Source organism: Halomonas sabkhae, assembly GCF_030409265.1.
Classification (GTDB): Bacteria; Pseudomonadota; Gammaproteobacteria; order Pseudomonadales; family Halomonadaceae; genus Halomonas; species Halomonas halmophila.
On the sequence record NZ_JAUFPM010000023.1, the window covers coordinates 162,240 to 185,159 of the forward strand.

The 22,920-nt window shown below is 62.4% G+C and carries 24 protein-coding genes and 1 tRNA gene; 3 read left to right on the forward strand and 22 right to left on the reverse strand.

The window, feature by feature from the left end; genetic code table 11:
- Nucleotides 1–145 precede the first annotated feature (145 nt).
- Complete coding sequence (ppnN, locus tag QWY79_RS14570) at nucleotides 146–1,507, forward strand: nucleotide 5'-monophosphate nucleosidase PpnN (protein ID WP_290274324.1); 1,362 nt, start codon at nucleotides 146–148, stop codon at nucleotides 1,505–1,507.
- Nucleotides 1,508–1,762: 255 nt separating this feature from the next.
- Here ppnN and QWY79_RS14575 read toward each other — a convergent pair whose 3' ends face one another.
- The 14 genes from QWY79_RS14575 to QWY79_RS14640 form a co-directional block, all read right to left on the reverse strand.
- Entirely contained in the window at nucleotides 1,763–2,134 is a 372-nt protein-coding gene (locus tag QWY79_RS14575) for a hypothetical protein (protein WP_290274327.1), read from the reverse strand.
- A gap of 2 nt (nucleotides 2,135–2,136) precedes the next feature.
- The gene (locus tag QWY79_RS14580; protein WP_141319913.1) at nucleotides 2,137–2,601 is read right to left on the reverse strand and encodes a flavodoxin; all 465 of its coding nucleotides are present in this window, start codon (nucleotides 2,599–2,601) and stop codon (nucleotides 2,137–2,139) included.
- A 164-nt stretch (nucleotides 2,602–2,765) separates the two neighbouring features.
- Nucleotides 2,766–3,068: an integration host factor subunit alpha gene (gene ihfA, locus QWY79_RS14585; protein ID WP_290274330.1), complete on the reverse strand. Its 303-nt coding sequence runs from the start codon at nucleotides 3,066–3,068 to the stop codon at nucleotides 2,766–2,768.
- 62 nt (nucleotides 3,069–3,130) lie between these two features.
- Entirely contained in the window at nucleotides 3,131–5,524 is a 2,394-nt protein-coding gene (gene pheT / locus QWY79_RS14590) for a phenylalanine--tRNA ligase subunit beta (RefSeq protein ID WP_290274332.1), read from the reverse strand.
- 94 nt (nucleotides 5,525–5,618) lie between these two features.
- A complete protein-coding gene (pheS, locus tag QWY79_RS14595) occupies nucleotides 5,619–6,638 on the reverse strand; it encodes a phenylalanine--tRNA ligase subunit alpha (RefSeq protein WP_141319907.1) in 1,020 nt (339 codons plus the stop codon).
- A 178-nt stretch (nucleotides 6,639–6,816) separates the two neighbouring features.
- Nucleotides 6,817–7,170, reverse strand: a complete 354-nt coding sequence (gene rplT, locus QWY79_RS14600) for a 50S ribosomal protein L20 (RefSeq protein WP_013332273.1) — start codon at nucleotides 7,168–7,170, stop codon at nucleotides 6,817–6,819.
- Nucleotides 7,171–7,206: 36 nt separating this feature from the next.
- Nucleotides 7,207–7,401: a 50S ribosomal protein L35 gene (gene rpmI / locus QWY79_RS14605; RefSeq protein ID WP_141319905.1), complete on the reverse strand. Its 195-nt coding sequence runs from the start codon at nucleotides 7,399–7,401 to the stop codon at nucleotides 7,207–7,209.
- Nucleotides 7,402–7,488: 87 nt separating this feature from the next.
- Nucleotides 7,489–8,100 carry a translation initiation factor IF-3 gene (gene infC / locus QWY79_RS14610; RefSeq protein WP_435389797.1) on the reverse strand — a complete coding sequence of 204 codons (612 nt, stop codon included), beginning with the start codon at nucleotides 8,098–8,100 and terminating at the stop codon, nucleotides 7,489–7,491.
- Complete coding sequence (thrS, locus tag QWY79_RS14615) at nucleotides 8,063–9,961, reverse strand: threonine--tRNA ligase (RefSeq protein WP_290274338.1); 1,899 nt, start codon at nucleotides 9,959–9,961, stop codon at nucleotides 8,063–8,065. The genes infC and thrS overlap by 38 nt, the downstream gene beginning before the upstream one ends.
- 223 nt (nucleotides 9,962–10,184) lie before the next feature.
- The gene (locus tag QWY79_RS14620; RefSeq protein WP_290274341.1) at nucleotides 10,185–11,000 is read right to left on the reverse strand and encodes an OmpA family protein; all 816 of its coding nucleotides are present in this window, start codon (nucleotides 10,998–11,000) and stop codon (nucleotides 10,185–10,187) included.
- 281 nt (nucleotides 11,001–11,281) lie between these two features.
- A complete protein-coding gene (locus QWY79_RS14625; RefSeq protein WP_290274343.1) occupies nucleotides 11,282–11,749 on the reverse strand; it encodes a DUF2489 domain-containing protein in 468 nt (155 codons plus the stop codon).
- 137 nt (nucleotides 11,750–11,886) lie between these two features.
- Nucleotides 11,887–12,999, reverse strand: coding sequence for a COX15/CtaA family protein (locus QWY79_RS14630; protein ID WP_290274346.1), 1,113 nt, complete (start codon nucleotides 12,997–12,999; stop codon nucleotides 11,887–11,889).
- Nucleotides 13,000–13,020: 21 nt separating this feature from the next.
- A complete protein-coding gene (locus QWY79_RS14635) occupies nucleotides 13,021–13,557 on the reverse strand; it encodes a redox-active disulfide-containing membrane protein (protein ID WP_290274349.1) in 537 nt (178 codons plus the stop codon).
- On the reverse strand, nucleotides 13,557–14,306 hold the full coding sequence (locus QWY79_RS14640) for an SURF1 family protein (RefSeq protein WP_353960377.1): 750 nt from the start codon (nucleotides 14,304–14,306) through the stop codon (nucleotides 13,557–13,559). The genes QWY79_RS14635 and QWY79_RS14640 overlap by 1 nt, the downstream gene beginning before the upstream one ends.
- Here QWY79_RS14640 and QWY79_RS14645 point away from each other — a divergent pair.
- Nucleotides 14,266–14,460: a DUF2909 family protein gene (locus tag QWY79_RS14645; RefSeq protein WP_290274353.1), complete on the forward strand. Its 195-nt coding sequence runs from the start codon at nucleotides 14,266–14,268 to the stop codon at nucleotides 14,458–14,460. The genes QWY79_RS14640 and QWY79_RS14645 overlap by 41 nt on opposite strands.
- 34 nt (nucleotides 14,461–14,494) lie before the next feature.
- On the opposite strand, the gene QWY79_RS14650 is transcribed toward QWY79_RS14645, so the two are convergent.
- From QWY79_RS14650 to QWY79_RS14675, 6 genes are all read right to left on the reverse strand, one after another.
- Nucleotides 14,495–15,358, reverse strand: a complete 864-nt coding sequence (locus QWY79_RS14650) for a cytochrome c oxidase subunit 3 (protein ID WP_290274355.1) — start codon at nucleotides 15,356–15,358, stop codon at nucleotides 14,495–14,497.
- On the reverse strand, nucleotides 15,355–15,942 hold the full coding sequence (locus QWY79_RS14655; RefSeq protein WP_290274357.1) for a cytochrome c oxidase assembly protein: 588 nt from the start codon (nucleotides 15,940–15,942) through the stop codon (nucleotides 15,355–15,357). The genes QWY79_RS14650 and QWY79_RS14655 overlap by 4 nt, the downstream gene beginning before the upstream one ends.
- Before the next feature lie 21 nt (nucleotides 15,943–15,963).
- Nucleotides 15,964–17,598, reverse strand: coding sequence for a cytochrome c oxidase subunit I (gene ctaD / locus QWY79_RS14660; protein ID WP_435389794.1), 1,635 nt, complete (start codon nucleotides 17,596–17,598; stop codon nucleotides 15,964–15,966).
- Nucleotides 17,599–17,627: 29 nt separating this feature from the next.
- A complete protein-coding gene (coxB, locus tag QWY79_RS14665) occupies nucleotides 17,628–18,746 on the reverse strand; it encodes a cytochrome c oxidase subunit II (protein WP_290274359.1) in 1,119 nt (372 codons plus the stop codon).
- 136 nt (nucleotides 18,747–18,882) lie between these two features.
- Entirely contained in the window at nucleotides 18,883–19,614 is a 732-nt protein-coding gene (locus QWY79_RS14670; RefSeq protein WP_290274361.1) for an LrgB family protein, read from the reverse strand.
- Complete coding sequence (locus QWY79_RS14675; RefSeq protein WP_290274363.1) at nucleotides 19,611–19,985, reverse strand: CidA/LrgA family protein; 375 nt, start codon at nucleotides 19,983–19,985, stop codon at nucleotides 19,611–19,613. The genes QWY79_RS14670 and QWY79_RS14675 overlap by 4 nt, the downstream gene beginning before the upstream one ends.
- 331 nt (nucleotides 19,986–20,316) lie before the next feature.
- Here QWY79_RS14675 and QWY79_RS14680 point away from each other — a divergent pair.
- Nucleotides 20,317–20,393: transfer RNA gene (locus tag QWY79_RS14680), tRNA-Pro, on the forward strand.
- A gap of 123 nt (nucleotides 20,394–20,516) precedes the next feature.
- Here QWY79_RS14680 and QWY79_RS14685 read toward each other — a convergent pair.
- Both QWY79_RS14685 and QWY79_RS14690 read right to left on the reverse strand, forming a co-directional pair.
- Complete coding sequence (locus QWY79_RS14685; protein WP_290274366.1) at nucleotides 20,517–21,656, reverse strand: DUF2955 domain-containing protein; 1,140 nt, start codon at nucleotides 21,654–21,656, stop codon at nucleotides 20,517–20,519.
- Nucleotides 21,646–22,707 carry an HlyD family secretion protein gene (locus QWY79_RS14690; protein ID WP_290274368.1) on the reverse strand — a complete coding sequence of 354 codons (1,062 nt, stop codon included), beginning with the start codon at nucleotides 22,705–22,707 and terminating at the stop codon, nucleotides 21,646–21,648. The genes QWY79_RS14685 and QWY79_RS14690 overlap by 11 nt, the downstream gene beginning before the upstream one ends.
- Nucleotides 22,708–22,920: the final 213 nt, after the last annotated feature.

The window sequence follows — 22,920 nt, forward strand, 5'->3', positions numbered from 1 at the left end:
ATCAGCTCGACGCGATCGCCGCAGCGCTGCACAGGCCAGGGGGCCGTGGTAGCATCGAAAACTCTCGCTTCGATCGAGTCCGGCGATGACGACTCGGCACCGAGCGAATCGACAGCCCTTTTGTTCTGCGACACGGAAGCCCTGCATGGCCGATACCATCTCCAGTACCATTTCGCCGGAAGGCAGCCTGGAAATTCTCTCTCAGCAAGAGGTCAATCGCCTGCACGATACCTCGCGCAGCGGCCTCCATGACCTGCTGCGCAGCTGTGCCCTGGCCGTATTGAACTCGGGCAACCCGACCGATGACGGCCTGGCCCTGATGGAGACCTACCCGGATTTCGATATCGAGGTCATCCAGCAGGACCGTGGTGTGCGCCTGCAGCTCTCGAATGCGCCTGCCGAGGCATTCGTCGACGGTCGCATGATTCGCGGTATTCGCGAACACCTGTCATCGGTGCTGAGGGATATCGTCTATGTCTACAACGAGATCCAGACCCGCCAGCGGTTCGACCTCGCCACGGCCGAAGGCACCACCAATGCGGTCTTCCACATACTGCGCAAGGCCGGCACCCTCAAGCCCAGCAGTGACCCCAGCCTGGTGGTCTGCTGGGGCGGCCACTCGATCTCGCGCGAAGAGTATGATTACACCAAGCACGTGGGCTACCACCTGGGGCTGCGCGAGCTGGACATCTGTACCGGCTGTGGTCCAGGTGCCATGAAGGGGCCGATGAAGGGTGCCAATGTGGCGCATGCCAAGCAGCGTCGCAGCGAGGGACGCTACCTGGGCGTCTCGGAGCCCGGCATCATTGCCGCCGAGGCTCCCAATCCGATCGTCAACGAGCTGGTGGTGATGCCGGACATCGAGAAGCGCCTGGAAGCCTTCGTGCGCCTGGGCCACGGCATCATCGTCTTTCCCGGCGGTGTCGGCACGGCCGAGGAGATCCTCTACCTGCTGGGCATCCTGCTGCATCCGGACAACGACGACATGGAGTTGCCCGTGATTTTCACCGGTCCGGCCGATTCCGCGGATTACTTCAAACGCATCGACGAGTTTCTCGTCTATACCCTCGGCGAATCCGTGCGCAACCTGTATCGCATCATCATCGACGACCCGGTGGAGGTCGCGCGCACCATGCGGGCGGGCATCAATGATGTCACCGCCTATCGCCGCAACCGGCAGGATGCCTTCTACTTCAACTGGCGTCTCAATGTCGACCGCGACTTCCAGGAACCCTTCGAGCCGGACCACGCTTCCATGGCCGCCCTCGCCCTGCATCGCGAGCAACCGGTTCACGAACTCGCGGCCAATCTGCGCCGCGCCTTCTCGGGGATCGTCGCCGGCAACGTCAAGGAGCGCGGCATCCGCCGCATCGAGTCCCACGGCCCCTTCCGCCTCAACGCCGAACCGCAGCTGATGGCACGCCTGGACGAGTTGCTGACATCCTTCGTCGCCCAGGGACGCATGAAGCTCGCCGGCGAATACGAGCCCTGTTATACGTTGGGCTGACCAGCTGGAAGCTGGAAGCTGGAAGCTGGAAGCTGGAAGCTGGAAGCTGGAAGCTGGAAGCTGGAAGCTGGAAGCTGGAAGCTGGAAGCTGGAAGCTGGAAGCTGGAAGCTGGAAGCTGGAAGGCAGCATGATCCCCAAAGCCCCTGAGTCAAGGGTTTTTCTTCCAGCTTCAAGCTTACGGCCGCGAAGCGGACGATCTTCCAGCTCCGGGCGCAGCCCGGGTGGTTTTTTCTTCCAGCTTCAAGCTTATGGCTTCAAGCTCCCGGCGCAGCCGGGGGTTTCCACCACAACCCCAGGGCGTGAAGCAGCAAGCCCAGGGTGGCGCCGTGGGAGAGCAGCAGGGGCCAGCCGCTCCAGGCGCCGAAGAGCGCGTGCCACAGGCCCATGATGACGATACCGCCGATCATCAGGGCCGCGAGTCGCCGGATCAGTACCTTCAGATTGGCACGCCACTCACTCGCCAGCTGCCACCAGTGGAAGAATGCCAGGGCGGCCACGGCGATGCCGCCGAACGACAGCATGATCAGGTGGGTGTCGTGACCGTCCAGATAATAACGCGGCGCACTGGCCAGCATCAGCACCAGGAGGCCGACCAGCAGGCTGCACCGCGCGGATGAGGCGTGCATGGTCAGGCAACCTTGAGCTGCTGGGACTCGATCCACTCATCGACCCAGGGCAAGGCCTCGTCGTCGGCCATGAAGGTTTCCATGGCATCGATCTCGAGTCGCTCGCCCAATCGCTGGGCGCCCTGCTCCTGCAGCAGCTCGTCGAGGTGACGACCGGCACCGCAGTAGGAATCCACGTAGGAGCTGTCGCCCAGCGCAATCAGGCCATAGCGCAGGCCGGCGAGGCCCGGACTCTTGGCCTGGAGATCACGCACGAAGGCCACCAGGTTGCCCGGGAAGTCCCCGCTCCCCGTGCTCGAGGTACAGAAGAGTGCCAGGTCGGTCGGTGATTCGATCAGGTCGTTCAGCGTCGGCTGATCGAAGATCGCTACCTCGTAACCCGCCTGCTCGAACAAGGGCGCAACCTGCTCGGCGACGTCCAGTGAACCGCCGTAGACGGTTCCCACGAAAATCTTGAGTTTCGGCATGTCATGATTTTTCACTGAAAAGTTCAGCACGATGCTAACATCTGAAGCCTTGCGCCGCACGCCGCCCTGCTCGTGCATGACGGGATGCCGCCAGCCAAACGCAAAGCGCCACCCGGCGCGAACGCAGGGTGGCGCATGTTGCCGGGGCCGGAAGGCCGGGCCGATCAACCACTGTCGCCGGTATAGGCCTCTACCTGGGTCTTGAGCTTCTGGCCCGGACGGAAGGTGACGACGCGTCGGGCGGAAATCGGTATCTCCTCTCCCGTCTTGGGATTGCGGCCCGGCCGTTCACGCTTGTCGCGCAGGTCGAAATTGCCGAACCCCGACAACTTGACCTGCTCGTTCTCGCGCAGGCAACCGCGAATCTCCTCGAAGAAGGACTCCACCATGGACTTGGCCTCACGCTTGGAGAGACCGAGTTCAGTGTGCAAGTGTTCCGCCAGTTCAGCCTTGGTCAACGCCCCCATGCCGCTTTCCTCACGCTTTGTCGATCGATCCGGTGCCAACACCGAGAGTCGCTTCGCAAGAGTCAGCCACGCAGCTCGGCCCCGAGGTTCGAACGCGACGCTTCGACTATGGAATCGACCAACTGGTTGATTTCATCGTCATTAAGCGTGCGCGAAGGATGCTGCCAGGTCAAGCCCAGGGCGATACTCTTGCGCCCTTCGGGGACTCCCTTGCCCTGATAGACGTCGAAGAGATGCGCGTCCACCAGCCATTCCCCGGCCTGAGCATGGAGGATATCCAGCAGTGCCTGAACCGGCTGACCGGCATCGACCAGGAAAGCCAGGTCCCGGCGCACTTCCGGGTAACGAGACAGTGGCTTGAAGGCCGGGATATGCCCCTGACTCAGGGCATCGATCTGCACTTCGAACAGCAGCGCTTCGGTCTTGAGGCCCAGTTGCGCCCGCACGGCCGGATGCAGCTTGCCGATCCAGCCGACTTCCTTCCCCTGCCGCAGAACACGCGCCGACTGGCCCGGATGAAGTGATGGATGAGTGGCCGCTTCGAAGGACCAGGCAGCGGCATCGTCCCCCAGAGCGATCAAGCTTTCCAGATCGCCCTTGAGGTCGAAGAAGTCGACATCCTGGTTGCCACTGCTCCAGCCTTCGGGTTCACGGGAGCCACAGACCAGGGCTCCGAGCATGGGAATCTGCTCCAGCTCATCGAGCTTGCCGCGAAACACCAGACCGGTCTCGAACAGGCGCACACGCGACTGCTGACGGTTGAGATTGTGTTCGAGGGCACGAATCAGGCCGGGGAAGAGACTCGCCCGCATCACCGAGAGATCACTGGAGATGGGGTTGGCGAGTTCCGGGGACTCGGCTCCCGGCAGCAGCGTCTGCTGCAGCTCGGGGGCAACGAAGCTGTAGGTCACGGCCTCGAAGTAGCCACGCGATACCATGCGGTTGCGCAACGCGGCCAGCGGGCGACGCGCCTCGTTGTCCGGACGCGGGCCCAGGTGCGCACGCGGATGACGCGCCGGCAAGCGGTTGTAGCCATGGATACGCGCGACTTCCTCGATCAGGTCTTCCTCGATGGCGATATCGAAACGCCAGCTGGGAATACCGGCCCGCCAGCCCTGCTCGACTTCGACCACCGTCATGCCCAGCCTTTCGAGAATTTCGCTGACCTCGTCATCGGCCAGGACCTTGTCGAGGGCCTGATCGAGGCGCGAACGGCGCAACACCACGGCTTCGTGCGGGGCACTGCCCGATGCAGTCGCCGAGACCTCGGTCAGCGGCCCGGGCCGACCACCGGTGATGTCCCGCAACAATGCAGTGGCGCGTTCGGCGGCCTGGCGGACCAGTTCGGGGTCGACGCCGCGCTCGAAGCGGTGCGACGCATCGGTGTGCAGACCATAGTTACGCGCCTGACCGGCGACGGCCAAGGGTGAGAAATGGGCTGCCTCGAGAAAGATATCGCGGGTATCGGTGCTGACGCCCGAGTGCTCGCCGCCCATGACCCCGGCGATCGCCAGAGGGCCGCTGCTATCGGCGATGAGCAAGGTGTCCTGGCTCAATTCGACGCTCTGACCGTCGAGCAGCACCAGGGATTCGCCCTGTCGCGCACGACGCACCTCAATGGCATCACTCAGGTTGTCACGGTCGAAGGCGTGCAGGGGTTGCCCGAGCTCGAGCATCACGTAGTTGGTGATGTCGACCACGGGATCGATGGTCCGGACACCGCCGCGACGCAGCCGCTCGGCCATCCACAACGGCGTCTCGGCGGTGACATCGACGTCCTTGATGACACGTCCCAGATAACGCGGACAGCCGTCTCCATCCTCGATGCGTACCGTGAAGGTCTCGTCGTGCTCGGCAGGCACGGCCTCGAGATCCGGTGCCTGAATCGGCAGACGATTGAGCACGCCGACCTCGCGCGCCATGCCCTGTACGCTCAGGCAGTCGCCCCGGTTGGGCGTCAGATCGACCTCGATGGTGCTGTCGTCGAGCAACAAGTAGTCCCGAAGATCGTCGCCGACCGGTGCCGCAGCGGGCAGCACCAGAATGCCCGCGGATGTTTCGCTGTCGAGTCCCAGTTCGGAGGCAGAACAGACCATGCCCCGCGATTCGACGCCACGCAGTTTGGCCTGCTTGATCGTGAAGCCCTTGCCATCCTCGGACGGCAGCACGGCACCGACGCGCGCGAAGGCAATCTTCTGGCCCGAGGCGACATTGGGAGCGCCGCAGACGACCTGCAGGCGCTCGACGCCATCATCCACCTGGCACACGCTGAGCTTGTCGGCATCGGGATGCGACGCCAGCTCGACCACCTCGGCGACCACCACGCCATGGAAGGCGGCGGCCACGGGCTCGATGCCATCGACTTCGAGGCCGGCCATGGTGACTTGATCGGCCAGTTCCTGGGTCGTCAGTGCCGGAGAGACCCATTCACGCAGCCACTGTTCGGAAAATTTCATGACAAATCCTATCGCTGTGCTCTCCAGGAGTATCGCCGTCGGCGACGCGCAGACGGGCCGTCGACAATGCTCCCTGGCTGTGTGTTGGTGACAATCAGGCGAACTGCTGCAGGAAGCGCAGATCGTTGTCGAAGAACAGCCGCAGATCATTCACGCCATAGCGCAGCATGGCCAGGCGCTCGGCGCCCATGCCAAAGGCAAAGCCGGTGTAACGTTCACTGTCGATGCCCGAATGCCGGAACACTTCAGGGTGCACCATGCCGCAGCCCATGACTTCCAGCCAGCCGCTCTGGGAACAGACCCGGCAACCGTTGCCATCGCACATCACGCACTCTATATCGACCTCGGCGGATGGCTCGGTAAACGGAAAATAGGAGGGACGGAAACGCACGGCCAGATCCTCCCGCTCGAAAAAGGCGTGCAGGAAATCCTGGATGGTGCCCTTGAGATCCGAGAAGCGCACGTCCTCGTCGACCAGCAGGCCTTCTACCTGATGAAACATCGGGGTATGGGTCAGGTCGGAATCACTGCGGTAGACGCGGCCGGGACAGACGATACGAATGGGGGGCTCGCCACTTTTCATGGTCCGCACCTGCACCGGCGAGGTATGCGTGCGCAGCAGGCGGCTGGCATCGAAATAGAACGTATCGGCCATGCCCCGGGCCGGGTGATGCGCCGGAATATTGAGGGCTTCGAAGTTGTGGTAGTCATCCTCGATTTCCGGCCCGACCGCCACATCATAACCGACGTGCGTAAAGAGCCCCTCGATGCGCTCCAGGGTCCGCGTGACCGGGTGCAGTCCACCCCCGGGCTGGCCACGCCCCGGCAGCGTGACATCGACTTGTTCCGCGCTCAGACGGGCTTCCAGCGCGGCCTTCTCGAGCGTCTGCTTGCGCTCATCGAGTTCGGCGGCCAGCGCCTGCTTGGCCTGATTGATTCGCTCCCCTGCGGCCGGGCGTTCGTCCGCGGGCAACTGGCCAAGCCCCTTGAGCAGCGCGGTGATCTCGCCCTTCTTGCCGAGGTAGTGGACACGCAGTTCCTCCAGCGCCGTCATCGTGTCGGCGGCCTGAATGGCGTCGCGGGCCTCGGCGACCAATTTGGGAAGGTGGTCCATCCGTTGATGCTCCATATCTTGGACCCGGCAGGGCGGCAGCTTCCAGGCGACACATGGTGGGGCTCATCGCTGCCGGGTGTGACATGCAAAAAAACAGGGGAAGAGCGGCTGCTCTTCCCCTGTGACGATCATCGGGGCGGTGCTGAGCGTGTCAGCTCGCGCACCCTCTCGACCCTCTTTACTGGGCAGCCTTGGCCTTCTCGACGATGGCAGCAAAGGCTGCCTTCTCGTTGACGGCCAGGTCGGCCAGCACCTTGCGGTCGATCTCGATCCCGGCCTTTTTCAGACCACCGACAAAACGGCTGTAGGACAGGCCGTGCTGACGAGCACCGGCGTTGATGCGCTGGATCCACAGGGCACGGAACTGACGCTTGCGCTGGCGACGGTCACGATAGGCATACTGACCGGCCTTGATCACGGCCTGTTTGGCGACGCGGAAGACGCGCGAACGGGCACCGTAATAGCCCTTGGCCTGCTTGAGGATCTTCTTGTGACGACGACGCGCGACGACACCACGCTTGACACGAGTCATGGCTTACTCCTGACGTTGAAAGTTGGCAACCAAGGGTTACAGGTTCGGCAGCATGCGCTGCACGAGCGGCTTGTCGGCGTCGTGGATCTGCTTCATACCGCGCAGATGACGCTTACGCTTGGTCGACTTCTTGGTCAGGATGTGGCTACGAAACGACTGCTTGTGCTTGAAGCCGTTGGCCGTCTTCTTGAAGCGCTTGGCTGCGCCGCTGTTGCCTTTGATTTTCGGCATGAGATGAACTCCGCTCGAGATTGTTAAGAAAACCCGGGGCCGAAGACGAGCCTCAAGGGCTCGCCAACCGTTTGACTGGCCGCCGAATCACTTCTTCTTGGGGGCAATGATCATGATCATCTGTCGACCTTCCATCTTGGGGAAGGATTCGACAGTGCCGATCTCTTCGAGATCGGCGGCAATGCGTTCCATGAGCTTGCGACCGATGTCCTGGTGGGCCATCTCGCGACCACGGAAGCGCAAGGTGACCTTGCCCTTGTCGCCACCTTCGAGGAATCGTGTCAGGTTCTTCAGCTTGACCTGATAGTCACCCTCGTCGGTGCCAGGCCGGAATTTGACTTCCTTGACCTGGATCTGCTTCTGCTTCTTCTTCTGAGCCGCCTTCTGCTTCTTCTGCTCGAAGACGAACTTGCCGTAATCCATGATCTTGCAGACGATCGGATCGGCATTGGAAATCTGCACGAGATCCAAACCAGCCGCTTCGGCACGCTCCAGCGCATCGCGCGTGGGCATGATGCCCAGCTGTTCGCCGTCGTTGTCGATCAGGCGTACCTGTTCGTCGGTGATTCGCTCGTTCATCGGCGGACGCTTTTCCTGCGGGCGTCCTCTAGGGTTGCTTCTCTTGATGGTTCCGCCTCCACTTCTGTCTTGGAAGATGTCGCTAGCACCGCTCGGCCTGTACGCGGTCGATGAAGGTATCCACCGTCATGGTGCCGAGATCCTCGCCACTTCGCGAGCGAACAGCTACCGAGTCGGCTTCGACTTCCTTATCTCCCACCACCAGGAGATAGGGGACCTTCTGCAACGTATGCTCGCGGATTTTAAAGCCGATCTTCTCATTCCTCAAGTCTGCCTTGACTCGCAGCCCCATTTTCTGCAAACGGCGCTCCAGAGAAGTGACATAATCGCGCTGTGAATCGGTGATGTTCAGGATCACCGCCTGTTGAGGAGCCAGCCATAGCGGCATGGCACCTGCGTACTGCTCGATCAGTATACCAAGGAAGCGCTCGAAGGAGCCAAGAATCGCCCGATGCAGCATGACCGGCGTCTTGCGCTCGCCATCCTCATCAACGAATTGCGCGCCCAGGCGACCCGGCAGATTGAAGTCCAACTGCAGGGTACCGCACTGCCAGACACGATTCAGGCAGTCGCGCAGCGAGAACTCGATCTTGGGGCCATAGAAGGCGCCCTCGCCCGGTTGCAGCTCCCAATCGAGCCCGGTCGTGTCGAGCGCCGCCTCGAGACCCGCCTCGGCACGATCCCAGAGGGCCGGCTCACCCATGAAGCCTTCGGGGCGCGTGGACAGCTTGAGCTCGACGTCTTCGAACCCCAGATCCTTGTAGGCTTTCAGCGTCAGGGCGATGAAGGCCTCGGCTTCCGACTGAATCTGCCCTTCGGTGCAGAAGATGTGCGCGTCGTCCTGCGTGAAGCTGCGCACCCGCATCAGGCCGTGCAGCGAGCCGGACGGCTCGTTGCGGTGGCAACTGCCGAATTCGGCGAGACGCAACGGCAGGTCACGGTAGCTCTTCAGGCCCTGATTGAACACCTGAACGTGACAGGGGCAATTCATCGGCTTGACGGCATACTCGCGTTTTTCCGACTCGGTGGTGAACATCAGGTCACTGTAGTGTCCCCAGTGGCCGGATGCCTTCCACAGCGAGAGATCGACCACCTGGGGCGTCTTGATCTCCTGATAGCCATTGTCGATCTGCAGCTGGCGCATGTACTGCTCGAGCGCCTGATAGATGGTCCACCCATTGGGGTGCCAGAAGACCATTCCCGGCGCTTCTTCCTGCAGATGAAACAGATCCATCTTCCTGGCGAGCTTGCGATGGTCGCGCTTTTCGGCTTCCTCGAGTCGCTTGAGATATGCCTTGAGCTGCTTCTTGTCGCCCCAGGCCGTGCCATAGATACGGGTCAACATGGGACGTTCGGCGTCGCCACGCCAGTAGGCGCCGGCCAGCTTGGTCAGCTTGAACGCCTTGAGGTGACGCGTGTTGGGGACGTGCGGCCCCCGACACATGTCGATGTATTCCTGATGGTGATAGAGACGAATGGTCTCGCCTTCGGGAATTTCCGCCACCAGCTCCTGCTTGTACGTCTCGTCACGTTGCTGGAAGGTTGCCATGGCCTTGTCACGCTCGACGTATTCGCGAACGACATCGTAGCCGGAGTCGATCAGCGCCACCATGCGGGCTTCGATGGCCTCGAGATCGTCTGGCGTCACGGAACGCCCGAAATCGATATCATAATAGAAGCCGTCATCGATCACCGGCCCGATGGCCATCCTGGCGTCGGGATACAATTGCTTGACGGCATGACCGACCAGGTGAGCACAGGTGTGGCGGATGATCTCGAGCCCTTCGGGATCACGCGCCGTGATGATGGCGGCACTGGCATCCTGGGTGATGACATCGGCGGCATCCACCAGCTGGCCATCGATACGACCGGCGATACACGCCTTGGCCAATCCAGTTCCGATGCTCTCGGCCAGTTGCATGATGGAAAGGGGTTCGTCGAAGGACCTCTGACTGCCGTCCGGAAGAGTGACGATGGGCATGTTGAAACGATTCCTTGAGCGCAGTGGTGATCCATACCAGGGATCACGTGTCGCGATGGTGAGTTACCTGAAAGCTCTGTGAGAAGGTACAACAGCCTACCAGACGCCCCAGGGTCGGCGCCATGACGCAAGACTGCACAAAAAAGGCGCCCGCAGGCGCCTTTGTTCGTCGTCAAATGACTCGGCCAGTGGCCGAGCCAGATGGGGACGGCTCAGCCGTGGATCACTGCTGCCACTCGCCCAGCTCGACACGACGGTTCTCGGCACGACCGGCATCGGTCTCGTTGGTCGCAACCGGCTGTTGCTCACCATAGCCGATGGTCTTCATGCGATTGGCGGCGACACCCTGGCTGGACAGATAGTCAGCCACGGAGTCGGCACGACGCTGGGACAGGTCTTCGTTGTAGCTGGCCGGACCGACGGAGTCGGTGTGGCCTTCGATACGCACACGAACGTTTTCGTTGCTGCGCAGCTTGGAAGCCACGTCGCTCAGCACGGACTCGGCACCCATGGTCAGCTGCGCGGAGTCGAACTCGAAGTTGACGTCCTGCAGCACCAGGTCTTCGACGCAGCCCAGGGCATTGACCTCGGCACCGGCCGGAGTACCCGGGCACTGGTCCTGATAGTCCGGCACGCCGTCACCATCGGAGTCCAGCGGGCAACCCACTGCATCGACGGCAACGCCAGCCGGAGTTCCCGGGCACTCGTCCTGGTCGTCCGGCACGCCGTCACCATCGCTGTCGCCTACCGGCGCTTTGCCCTTGTTGGGCTCGGCACACAGCAGCGCGGCAGCAGTTGCACCGACGGTACTACCGACATAAGCGCCGGTGTCTTCGTCGTCTTCATCCATGGACGCATAACCGATACCGCCACCGATCAGGCCACCAGCAACGCTGCACACGGCAGGATGCTTGTACCAGGCACGATCGGAAGCAGAGCTGTCGCCCATGCCGGAGGATTGAGAAGCGGAGCTGGCGCAGCCGGAGAGGCCGACAACCAGAGCGGAACCTAGCAACAAGCCAGTCGTTGATTTTTTCATGTAAGACTCCTTCTTGACACAAATCTAGCTGGGCCAGCAAAGGCTTAGCCATCCAGCCAGTTCGTTGGTATGGCTAACCGAGGACGATCAACTCTTTCCTCAAAGGACAAGAAAGCATGAAAATGCCCTCTCGACCAGCCAAACATACAGATGACTGTGACTCCATCCGTTTACTAGCCATCTACGTCGTCGCAGTTGGCAGCTTGCAGGAGACCGAGCCACCTTTCAATCGCAAAACGCAGATACAAGTGTAATAGATTGTTTTGCCGAGGTCATTCAATTCACTGCAAGGTATTCGGCCAGTGCCCTCGGCAAGCGACTACCCTGGCGGCGGACTCCATGACGGCATCGCGCCACTCTTTCTCCACCTTCCAGCGCTCCCGATCCTCCCGGAAGCGTTCCTTGGGCGTCAATGCATGGCGAGCGGAGTGGGTGTGCAGATGCCGGGTACGCTCGTGAACTTCGGTGAACGCGGCAAATTCGGGGCGCGAGGACAGGGAACTGTCGAGGATGTCCAGCAGCGTCTTGCAGCGCCAGGCACCTTCGGTAATATCCACCTGCCCCTGCTGCAAGGCAGTGGCGACCATCTCGAGATTTTCCACGCAATTGTCGTGCGCACGGCGCAACTCGTCCTGGCGAAAGGCTTCTCGTCGACGCACCTCACGCCACAATTTCACGGCATAGCCACCCAGTACGGCGACGGCCGCCAGGGCAAGGCCCAAGAGGACCAGTGCGGTGGTATTCGTCATGAATCATGTCTCGCTTCAACGGAAAACGCATGTGGCATCACATTCTACCCCCTCCGCACTGACCTGACCAAAGATGGCCGAACCGCGCCTATCGCCGACCAGAACACAAGCGCAGGAATCGATCCGCCCATCCAGCATCAGCCATGGTGTATCCTTCTACCTCCCCACGGCTCCCTGGTGTCCTGCCCCAGCGGCATCAGCGGCCGAGCGTGCGGAGCTGGGGTGGCCGCTTCTGCCGTGAGGCGCCACTGCCATACAGCGAGCAACCCGAGCACCATTACCAGGGCCGCCCCCGCCGTATGCAGGAGCCCCAGCCAGGCCGGCATCCACAAAAGCACATTGGAAGCCCCGAGTGCGGACTGACCGATGCAGGCCCCGAGCATGGCCACTATCCGGTTGCGGATGTCGCGATGGTGTCGACAGCGTATCGCCAGCGCCACCAGGCTCAACAGCAAGGCCGCTCCCCCCATGCGATGAGCGAACTGGATCGCCGTGCGGGCTTCACCATGCAACTTGCCGTGCAGATACTCCGGCCCGACGGTCTGCGTCAGATGAAACCCCTCACCCCAATCGACACTCGGCCACCACTGGGCGTTGCAAGCCGGAAATCCCTGGCAGGCAAGACCGGCATAGTTGCTGGATGTCCAGCCCCCGAGCGCCAGCTGAAGCACCAGCAGCCCCAGGGCGACACGCCATAACGCTGTCAGTCGGCGAGGCCGCGAAGGCGCCGGGCCCGGCCCCGGGGAGCGACGCAGGCAGAGGTGAAGCCACAGAAACAGACCCGCGACCGCCAGGCCGCCCAGCAGATGCAAGGTCACCACCTGAGGCCAAAGCTTAAGGGTCACCGTCAGGGCACCAAAGGCCCCCTGAACCAGCACGACACACAGCAGAGCGAGGGACAAGCGCCACGGATACCCCGCCAGTCTCCTCAGACGTCTGCCCAGCAGGACCATCAGGACCACGACCAGTCCCAGCAGGGTTGCCAGGTATCGATGCAGCATTTCCATCCAGGCCTTGGCGGCATCGAACCCCGTTCCGGGAGTATGCGATTGCGCCACATCCGCATGCGGCACCGCCCAGTGTCCGTAGCAGCCCGGCCAGTCCGGGCACCCCAGGCCGGCATCGACGAGTCGCGTCCAAGCACCGACCAGCACCACCAGCAGAGCCAGCCACATGCCGAGCAGACTCAACCAGCACAATAGGCGCTGCCTGGCCGGCAGCGATGCCCCCTGTTGACCGATGACTTCCATGCACTCGCCCTCCGTTCAGGTTCAGGCTTCATCGCGACGCGCCATGGGTGGCTCAGGATTGAGCTCCAGCAGGCGCTCGATATCCTCCAGCACATGCGACGTCTCGACCTCCGTGCCATAACTGAGCACCGGCCTGCCCTCTGGATCGAGGAGCCACAGATTGCCCGGCTGAGCCCAGTCGGGACGCGCCTGCCAGCCCACGACATTCTCGCCGGGCAAGGACGCTCCAGGCGCGCCGCCGATACGCAGACGACTGACACGATGGGCATCGCGCCCGAGGGCACGATGCACGCGCCACCAGCGGTCGGCCTCGGCGTCACAGGGCGCACGACAATCGAAGACCATGAGCCAGTCATCAGGGCCCTGCTGGTCGGTCCCACTCAGCGGCCAGTCGCTCATCATCGGCAGGTCGGCTTGCAAACGGCCATGGGCCGTGCGTTCATCCGGAATCCACAGCCGCCATTCGACCATGGCCCAGGCCATGGCCATCGGCATGGCAAATATCGCGAAGAGTGCCAGCAACTTGAAACGCCCCCGGGCGTCCGGACCCTTGAACATCAGGAAACCTCCCTGTCGGCCCTCAGTCGGCGCGCGCCGAGGGTCATGATCACCAGCGCCGCCACGGCCAGGCCCCACCATTGAAGCGCATAGGCCTGATGACGTGACGGCGGCAGTACATTGGGCTGCCACCAGACTTTCAGCTGCCCTTTACCGGCGGTCTGGTGCAGCCACCCGGCATGGGCAAATCGGCCCAGGGATGGCCAGGCCTCCAGTTCGATGCGCTGCAGGCGCAGGCCTTCGCGATTGGGGCCGAACAAGGGAGGAGAATCGCCGGCCGACTGCCAGCGACCCTCTACCCTCACCTCGCCCGCGGGGGTGTCGACCCGCGGCGTGTCACGACTTGGCCCGGTGGCGAGGAAGCCACGCTCGACGAGCCACAAGCGGCCATCCACGCCTCGCAGGGGCGTCAGGGCCGCCACCCCCAGTTGCCCGTCATGTGTGCGGTTGTCCAGAAACAGTGTATGACCGGCGAGGAACTCCCCCTTGAGCGTCAGTCGCGCCCCTTCGGGCGGCGCCTGTTGCGGAGACACCAGACTCGGGGCCGATGCAAAGCTCGCCAGCAACTCTCGCTTGTCGCCGGCACGTTCCCACTGCCATAGTCCAAGTAGCATGCCGACCACCACCAGACACCCCCAGAGGCCGAACCACAGCATCAAGCGACGACGCCAACGGCCAGCGGCCCAACACCTCTCCCGGGAGTTCCCCATGTTACTCAAGATCCTCATCGTGCTCGTCTTCATCGGCATGCTAGCAAGCCTGGCGGCCGGGGCCGGCTGGCTGCTCAAGGATGGCGGCCGCTCGCGCGGTGTGCTCATCTCCCTGAAGCTTCGGGTGCTGCTGGCGGCCCTGCTGCTGGCCCTGTTGCTGTACGGCTTCTACTCCGGTCACCTGGGGCATTGACCCGCCACCTTCGCCTGTTTGGGACACAGCGGCGCTAGAAGACATACACGAAGAGAAAGAGCCCGATCCACACCACGTCCACGAAATGCCAGTACCAGGCCGCTGCCTCGAAGCCGAACTGGTTGTCCGGCGCAAAGTGCCCCCGGTACACCCTGACCAGCATGACCATCAGGATCACGGTGCCAATGATCACGTGAGCACCATGGAAGCCGGTCAACAGGAAGAAGGTGGCACCATAGATACCGGCCTGCAGGGTAATGCCGTAATGCAGATAGGCCTCGCGATACTCGAGCCCCTGAATGGCGATGAAACAGATGCCCAGCAGCACGGTCAGCCCGAGCCAGTGCCGTGCCACCCGCCGGTGCCCTTCCTTGAGGCCTTCGTGCGCCACGGTCAGGGTGATGCTCGACCCCACCAGAATGAGCGTATTGACCAGTGGCAGATGCCAGGGGCTCAAGGTGGCCGAGGGCCCCTGAACACCGTCTCCCGGCGGTTCCAGCAAGGGCCAGCTGGCATTGAAGTCCGGCCACAGCAGGGCCGCCACCCCCTTGGCCCCTTCACCGTCCAGCCAGGGCAAGGCAAAGGTCCGGACATAGAAGAGAGTCCCGAAGAAGGCGGCGAAGAACATCACCTCGGAAAAGATGAACCAGCCCATGCCCCAGCGGAACGAGCGGTCCATCTGGTCGTCGTAAAGCCCCTGACGCGACTCCAGGACCACATCGCGAAACCACAACGCCATCACCAGCAGAACCCCGACAAGCCCCACCAGCATGACCGGCATCCCGGCCCCTCCATACACCAGCACCAGCCCGGTGCCGAGCATCATGGCGCCCAGGCCGATACACGCCAGAATAGGCCACTTGCTGGACGCGGGTACGTAATAGCTGCCACCGCTCATGTTTCACCTCCCGGCCGCTGGGACGCGCTGCTGCGCGACAGGCTGACCCGCTGTTCATAGAGGGTATAGACCAGAGTCACTGTCTTGACGTCCTCCGGCAGATCACGCGTCAACTGGAATACCAGTGGCGCCTCGAAGCGCTCGCCGGCTGCCAGACGCTGGTTCTCGAAGCAGAAACACGCCAGCTTGCGCAGGTGCACGGAAGCTTCGGAAGGCGACACACTGGGCACCGCCCTGGCCACATAGGGTCGGTCGCCCAGATTCCGGAATGTGAAATGCACTTCCGCACTCTGCCCGGGATGCAGGCGCAGCTGGCGGGTTTCGGTGCTCAATGACCAGGGCAACCCCGAACTGCCGCGGGTGATGAACTGCATGGTGACCAGGCGACTCTGGTCCGCGGATTCGGCCGACAGGGACTGAGCCTGACTCGACGTCTTGCCATTCAGCCCGGTGACCTCGCAGAACACGTCATAGAGGGGCACCAGTGCGAAGGCAAAGAGACACATCGCGGCCAGTGCCACCAGGGTTCGCGCCACCGTGCGCTTCACCGCTCTGCGTCTGTCATCCAGGAACTGGCTGTTCATCCGGGCCTCCGTGTGCTGCCCTCAATGCCGATGCGGCGAGAAATCCGGCGGTGTCTCGAAGGTATGCAAGGGGGCCGGACTGTCCACCGTCCACTCGAGATCCTCGGCACCCTCCCAGGCTTTGGCTGGCGCCTTTTCCCCGCCGCGCACGCACAGCACGACCACCAGCACGAACAGAAGCTGGGAAAGACCGAACAGAAAGCCGCCGATACTGGTGATCATGTTGAAATCGGCGAACTGCAGGGCGTAATCCGGTATGCGGCGCGGCATGCCTGCCAGACCGGCGAAATGCATGGGGAAGAAGGTCAGATTGACCCCGATGACCGACAACCAGAAATGCCACTGCGAGAGACGCAGGTGGGGATAATGACCGGTCCACTTGGGCAACCAGTAATAGACGGCCGCCATGATGGCAAAGACCGCGCCGGGGACCAGCACATAGTGAAAGTGGGCGACGACGAAGTAGGTATCGTGATACTGGAAATCCGCCGGCGAGATGGCCAGCATCAGACCAGAGAATCCCCCGATGGTGAACAGCACCACGAAGGCCAGGGCAAACAGCATCGGGGGTTCGAACGTCAGAGAGCCACGAAACAGCGTGGTGATCCAGTTGAACACCTTCACCCCGGTGGGCACCGAAATCAGCATGGTGCTGTACATGAAGAACAGCTCCGCCGCCAGCGGCAGGCCGACCACGAACATGTGGTGGGCCCATACCAGAAAGGACAATATGGCGATGGCGGCCGTGGCATAGACCATCGAGGCATACCCGAACAGCGGCTTGCGCGCAAAGGTCGGCAGGATCACCGAAACGATCCCGAAGGCCGGCAGGATCATGATGTAGACCTCGGGATGGCCGAAGAACCAGAACAGGTGCTGAAAGAGTACCGGGTCACCGCCACCCGCCGCATTGAAGAAGCTGGTTCCGAAATGGATATCCAGCAACATCATGGTGATCACTCCGGCCAGCACCGGCATCACCGCAATCAGCAGGAAGGCGGTGATCAGCCAGGTCCAGACGAACAACGGCATGTCCATCATGCGCATGCCGGGCGTGCGCAGATTGAGAATGGTGGCGATGATGTTGATGGCACCGAGAATCGAGCTGATACCCGCCAGGTGCAGGGAAAAGATGAAGAAGGTCGTGGACGGCGGCGCATAGGTGGTCGACAGCGGCGCATAGAAAGTCCAGCCGAAGTTGGGCGCGCCCCCCGGCATGATCAGGGTCGCCAGCAACATGGAGAAGGCAATGGGCAACAGCCAGAAACTGAAGTTGTTCAATCGCGGCAGCGCCATGTCCGGCGCGCCGATCTGCAGCGGGATCATCCAGTTGGCCAGACCGACAAAGGCCGGCATGACGGCGCCGAAGACCATGATCAGACCGTGCATGGTGGTCATCTGATTGAAGAACTCCGGCTGGACCAGCTGCAACCCCGGCTGAAAGAGTTCCGCGCGTACCACCATGGCGAAGAGGCCGCCGATGAAGAACATGGCAAGCGAAAACAGCAGATAGAGCGTGCCGATTTCCTTGTGATTGGTCGTCAGCAACCAGCGCATCAGCCCCTTCGGCCCGGCATGATGGGTGTCAGACACCGTACCGGCAGCCTCGAGCTGGTGAGACTGGGCGGATGATCCGGGCGGCAAGTGCGAAGCCATGGCCTACCTCCTCGATATGCACCGCACCCTCAGGGTGCGTCGAGCAATTCGGCAATCCGGGCCGGCTGAATGGCGTCGCCGGTCTCGTTGCCCCAGGCATTGCGTTCGTAGGTGATCACCGCCGCGAGCTCGACGGCATTCAGGGTGTTACGGAAGGCCGGCATGGAAGAGCCTGACACGCCGTTGACCACTGTCTCGATATGATAGTCAGCGTCGTCCAGCATGGCCTGATTGCCGGCAAGTGCCGGGAAGGCCGGCGGACTGCCCTGACCATCCGGCTGGTGGCAGGAAGCACAGATGCTGCCGTAGACCTGTTCGCCGCGCGTCATCAGCTCATCGAGGGCCCATTCGCGGTCGACTCCCAGTGCCGCCTGCGCCGCAGCCTCCTTGCGCTCCGCCAGCCAGGTCTCGAAGCGTTCCGGCTCGACTGCCTCGACCACCACCGGCATGAAGGCATGATCCCGCCCACAGAGCTCGGCACACTGCCCACGATAGGTACCTGGCTCGTTGATGCGCACCCAGTTCTCGTTGACGAATCCGGGTACCGCGTCCTGCTTGACCGCCAGATCCGGCACCCACCAGGAGTGAATGACATCATCCGAGGTCATCAACAGCCGTACCTTGCGATCCACCGGCAGGACCAACGGCTCATCGACTTCCAGCAGGTAGTTGTCACTCTTGGCACTCTCCCCGGTCACCTCGGAACGCGGCGTGGCCAGGTTGGAGGTGAGGGACACGTCCTCGCCCAGATAGGAATAGCGCCAGCGCCATTGCTGGCCCGTGATCATCACGTCCAGATCGGCAGAAGAAGCGTCATACATCTTCTTGAGGGTCGCCGTGGCCGGTATCGCCATGGCGACCAGGATCAGGGTCGGAATCAGCGTCCAGATCACTTCGACGGTGGTGTGCTCATGGAAACTGGCTGCCCTGGCCCCTCGTGATCGGCGATAACGGAACACCGAGTAGAAGAGCGCACCGAAGACCACAACGCCTATCGCCACACAGATCCAGAAGATGATCATGTGCAGTGAATGAATCTCGCGACTGACATCCGTGACGCCGACCGGCATGTTCCAGTCGACGGCCAGCGCGCTTTGGGGCAGCCCCAGACAACCCAGCGTCGTGGGCCACACGTGCCGAATGCGCATGGCCTCCTCCCCCCATATCTTGTTGTTTTACTGGTTGCTACGTTTTCCTGCTTTCCACAGTCAGGAGTATAGAAGAGCTTGAGTTTTCGTCACGCTTCAATCGCAATCAATTGAACTTCACACAATCCGGAAGGCGTCACCCGAGGCCCAGCAGCCCCGTGATGAGCGGCAGCAGAAAGGCGGTGAGCAGCCCGGTCAGCCCCATGGAGAGGCCAGAAAAGGCCCCGGCCACTGCACCCAGGCGAGCGAAGCAATGTGCCGTTCCGAATCCATGGGCCGACAGCCCCATGGTGAAGCCCTGCACTGCCGGATCGCGGATCCCCAGCAAGCGAAAGATGCCCGGCCCCAGTGCGCAGCCGATCGATCCGGTCAGCAGGACCAGTCCCGCCGCCAGCGAGGGTATGCCCCCGATCTGCTCGGCGATGCCCATGGCAATGGGCGACGTTACAGAACGCGGCGCCAGAGACATCAGCGTCTCCTGGCTGACGCCCAGCAGAATGGCAATGCCGAGGGTACTGGTCACCGCCGTGAATATCCCTGCCATACAGGCCACGACGAGTGGCCAGAGCAGCCGCCTGACCCGCTCGCGGTGATCGTATAGCGGTATCGCCAGGGCTACCGTGGCCGGCCCGAGCAGGAAGTGAATGAACTGGGCACCCTCGAAGTAGCTGGGGTAATCCATGTCCACCAGCAGCAGGAATCCAATGAGGATGGCGATTGCCAGGGTGACGGGATGCAGCCAGGGCGTGCCGCCCACCAGGCGGTTGATGCGGACCGCCAGCGCAAAGGCGACCAGGGTTGCCAGCAGCGACAGCAAGGGGCTGCCGGACAGGTAGACCCAGAGGGTGTCGAGAGCCGGAACCTTCATTGATTGCCCCCGTCATGACGCCCCACACCGAAGCGACGCTGCAAGCGGGCCAGTACCCAGGCTGTCACCGCCAGGGTCAATGCCGTCGAGCCGAACAGGGTCGGCACGATGGCCAGCAGTTCCTCGCCGATCAGGGCGCCATGCGCCATCAAGCCCACCCCGGCAGGCACGAACAGCAGCGTCAGGTACCGCAGAAGCCCTTCCCCCGCCAGCCGCAGACTGTCGGGCACGCCGCCGCGCACCATCAGGCCGACCAGCAGAATGACCATGCCCAGGACGGGTCCCGGCACGGGCAGCGACAAGCCCCGCGCCACCAGCTCCCCCAGCATCTGGCATGCCAGGAGCATGCTCATCCCCATGACCAACGGCATTCTCGCCTCCCGATGTAGTGTCTGATGAGTGATAAACCATGAGCGCTAGGCACTGTCTGAAAAGTCGACGAGCGAAGGTTAGACAAGGCGAAAAGCTGTGAAAATGCGGAGTTTACAAGGAGTAAATGAGCAATTTGATCAGATTTTCAACGTCGTATAGCCGAGCACAGGCAGTTTCCAGACATTGCATAGTGTGGCAGAGCCGGGGCCACGACCACCATACCGCCTCCCAGCTCTCAAGCACCTGAAAAAGAAGCGCAAAAGGGGCTTTTCATTTGGTCATTAACGCGCTAGTATACGCCTCGTTCTCGGGCAAGTCCGGGACCATCATCGGAGCGTGGCGCAGCTTGGTAGCGCGTCGCAATGGGGTTGCGAAGGTCGCTGGTTCGAATCCAGTCGCTCCGACCAGAATCCTGAAAACCGCCACTCACGGGTCATGCCGGGTGGCGGTTTTTTGTATGTCGCCTGCGGCTCGTCGTCCATGGTGCCCTGTGGTGTGGTCGCTCCGACCGATGAGCCAGCAGCCGGGACTCAGTCGGCTCGGGCACGAGTCATGGGCGACAGATTCAACAGGCTGTGCAGCAATGCCATCACCACTAGCGTGGCCGCCAGCGCCACGCACATCGAGCTGAATCGGTAGAGCGCGTCATAGAAGAAATCCTGATTGGGCCCGAGATACTGGCCATACAGAATCCCCAGAGTGGTCAGGCCGCCGAAGCCGACTCCCGATCCCCCTCCCTCGAGCAGATGCGCGCGACTGAACAGCATCAGCCCGATCCAGTAACTCAGCACCACCAGCAGCAGATGGTCACTCTGCGAGAACAGCACCAGCTGCAACACCAGCGCCATGTTGCAGCCCAGCAGCGTCCCCATGGCGCGTTTGATGGCCGATAGCCGGGCACCATGATAGCCCAGCGAGAAGAGAATCAGGATGGTCGCCATCTGCGCCGACAGGGAATCCCGCAGGTCCAGTATTTGAAACACCAGGAAGGACAGCGTAGCGGTGATGGCACCGATCAACGTCTGGTGTCGAATCAGGGCGGATGATTTCGCCTCGCCTGCGGGTGGCGTCGACACCGTCCGGTTCGGCAGCAGCCAGTACATGACAGCCGCGATCAGCACCGCCAGCAGACTCGCCACCAGATTGCTGGCCAGCAGGTCGGCCAGGTCGAGACCGGGATAGCTGGCGAAGTGCATGAGCACACTGAGCGTCAGCACCCCGTTGGCGCCGAAGACAAACAGGGGCCCCCTGGCCATCAGGCGGAAACGAGCATAGAACAGCAGGAACACCAGCAGCGTCATGACCACCGGCATGTGCTGGGTCAGGCCGACCACCAGGCTCACTTCCAGGACATTGAGACAGGCATTGCCCAGGAACTGACGCACCACATGCGCATTGAACACCGGGATGATGCCCAGCAGGAACATCGGAAAGACGGTAAAGAAGACCCCATAGTTCCAGCCCATCAGATGACTGATCAAAAAGCCGATGGTCGCCCCACCGGCAATCCTCAGGCACTGTCGGAAATGATCATGCGTGAAGGCCGATTCACCGGGCTCGGCAACGGAGTCTTGTCCCCTGTGCGGCATCACCAATCCGACGGAACGGGCCAACAGGCGACGCACCCCCTGCCCCAGCCCCTTCAGGCTGTTACCCGGCTCAGTAGACATGATGCAACCAGGCCATCAGATGAATCTGGATACTCCCCAGGAAGCCGGCCAGCGGATTGGCCTGCGGCAACAACTGCACCGTGGCGCGTGCACCACTGACCGGCATGGGCTCGGGCGGCGTTTTGACATCGAGATGCAGGCGGACCCGTTGGGCATCGCGCACCCAGCGATCGGTGGTCGGTATATCCGCCAGACTGCCGTCGGCCATCAACTGCCCGGCCTTCACCCCGGCATCCCGGGACGTCACCCGCGCCTCGAACACGCGCCCCGGATAGGCATCGAAGACCACGCGAGCCGGTTCGCCTTCCCGAATGTGGCGCAGGCTCTTTTCCCGGAAATCGGCGACCAGATCGAGGCGATGGCCGACCAGTGCCATGGCCGGCTGCCCGCGAGTGGCATAATCGCCCTCCCGCAGCTGCAGATTGGACACCACCCCGTCGCGCTCGGCGCGTACCAGGGTGCGGGAAAGGTCGAGTTCGGCCTGGTCGATGGCATTGCCGGCCTGGCGTAATTGCAGATTGGCTGCGTCTCGCTCCCCGAGCTTGACCTCCAGATGTCGAATGCGGGCCCTGGCCGCATCCACCGCGGCGCCGGCCTCGCGTTGATTGGCGGCGATCTGCTCGAAGCGCTGGCGCGACATCCCCTGTCGCTGGACCAGGGTCTCGGCACGGCGGCGCTCGGCCTCGAGTTCCTCCGCCGTGGAGCGGGCGGATTCGAGCTCCGCCCTGGCCTCGGCCAGATCGGCCTCGATCAAGGCATTATCGCGCCGGACCGCCTGGCGGGCCAGACGCGCCTCCTCGAGGGCCAGCTGATAGGGATCACGTTCGATGCGGAACAACACGTCTCCCTGCTCGACGGCCTGATTGTTGTCGACCGCCACGGCCTCGACACGCCCCCCGACCTCAGGTGCCACCTGGACGACCGGCCGCAGAACGCGGGCCTGGGGCGTCATCGGCATGAAGGTATCGGCCACCACGAAGTACACAAAAAGGGCGCAGAAGGTCACGAGCGCAACGCGGACCCAGCGCGCAAAACGCTGATCTGGAGACATGGACGAATTCCTGGACAGACGTTCCTGGCATCGGTTCCGGCAAGCCTGGCTCATCGGCCGTCACCGACATGACGAAAGTCGAACAGGTTAGCACAAATGTTAGCCTGCTAAAAACATTCCCCCTAATATCTCCACCATGCAGGAACCATTCGTGGACCGCCGCTATGCCCTTGCAGGCACAGCGGCGTTACCATGAAGGCAGGATACTCAGCG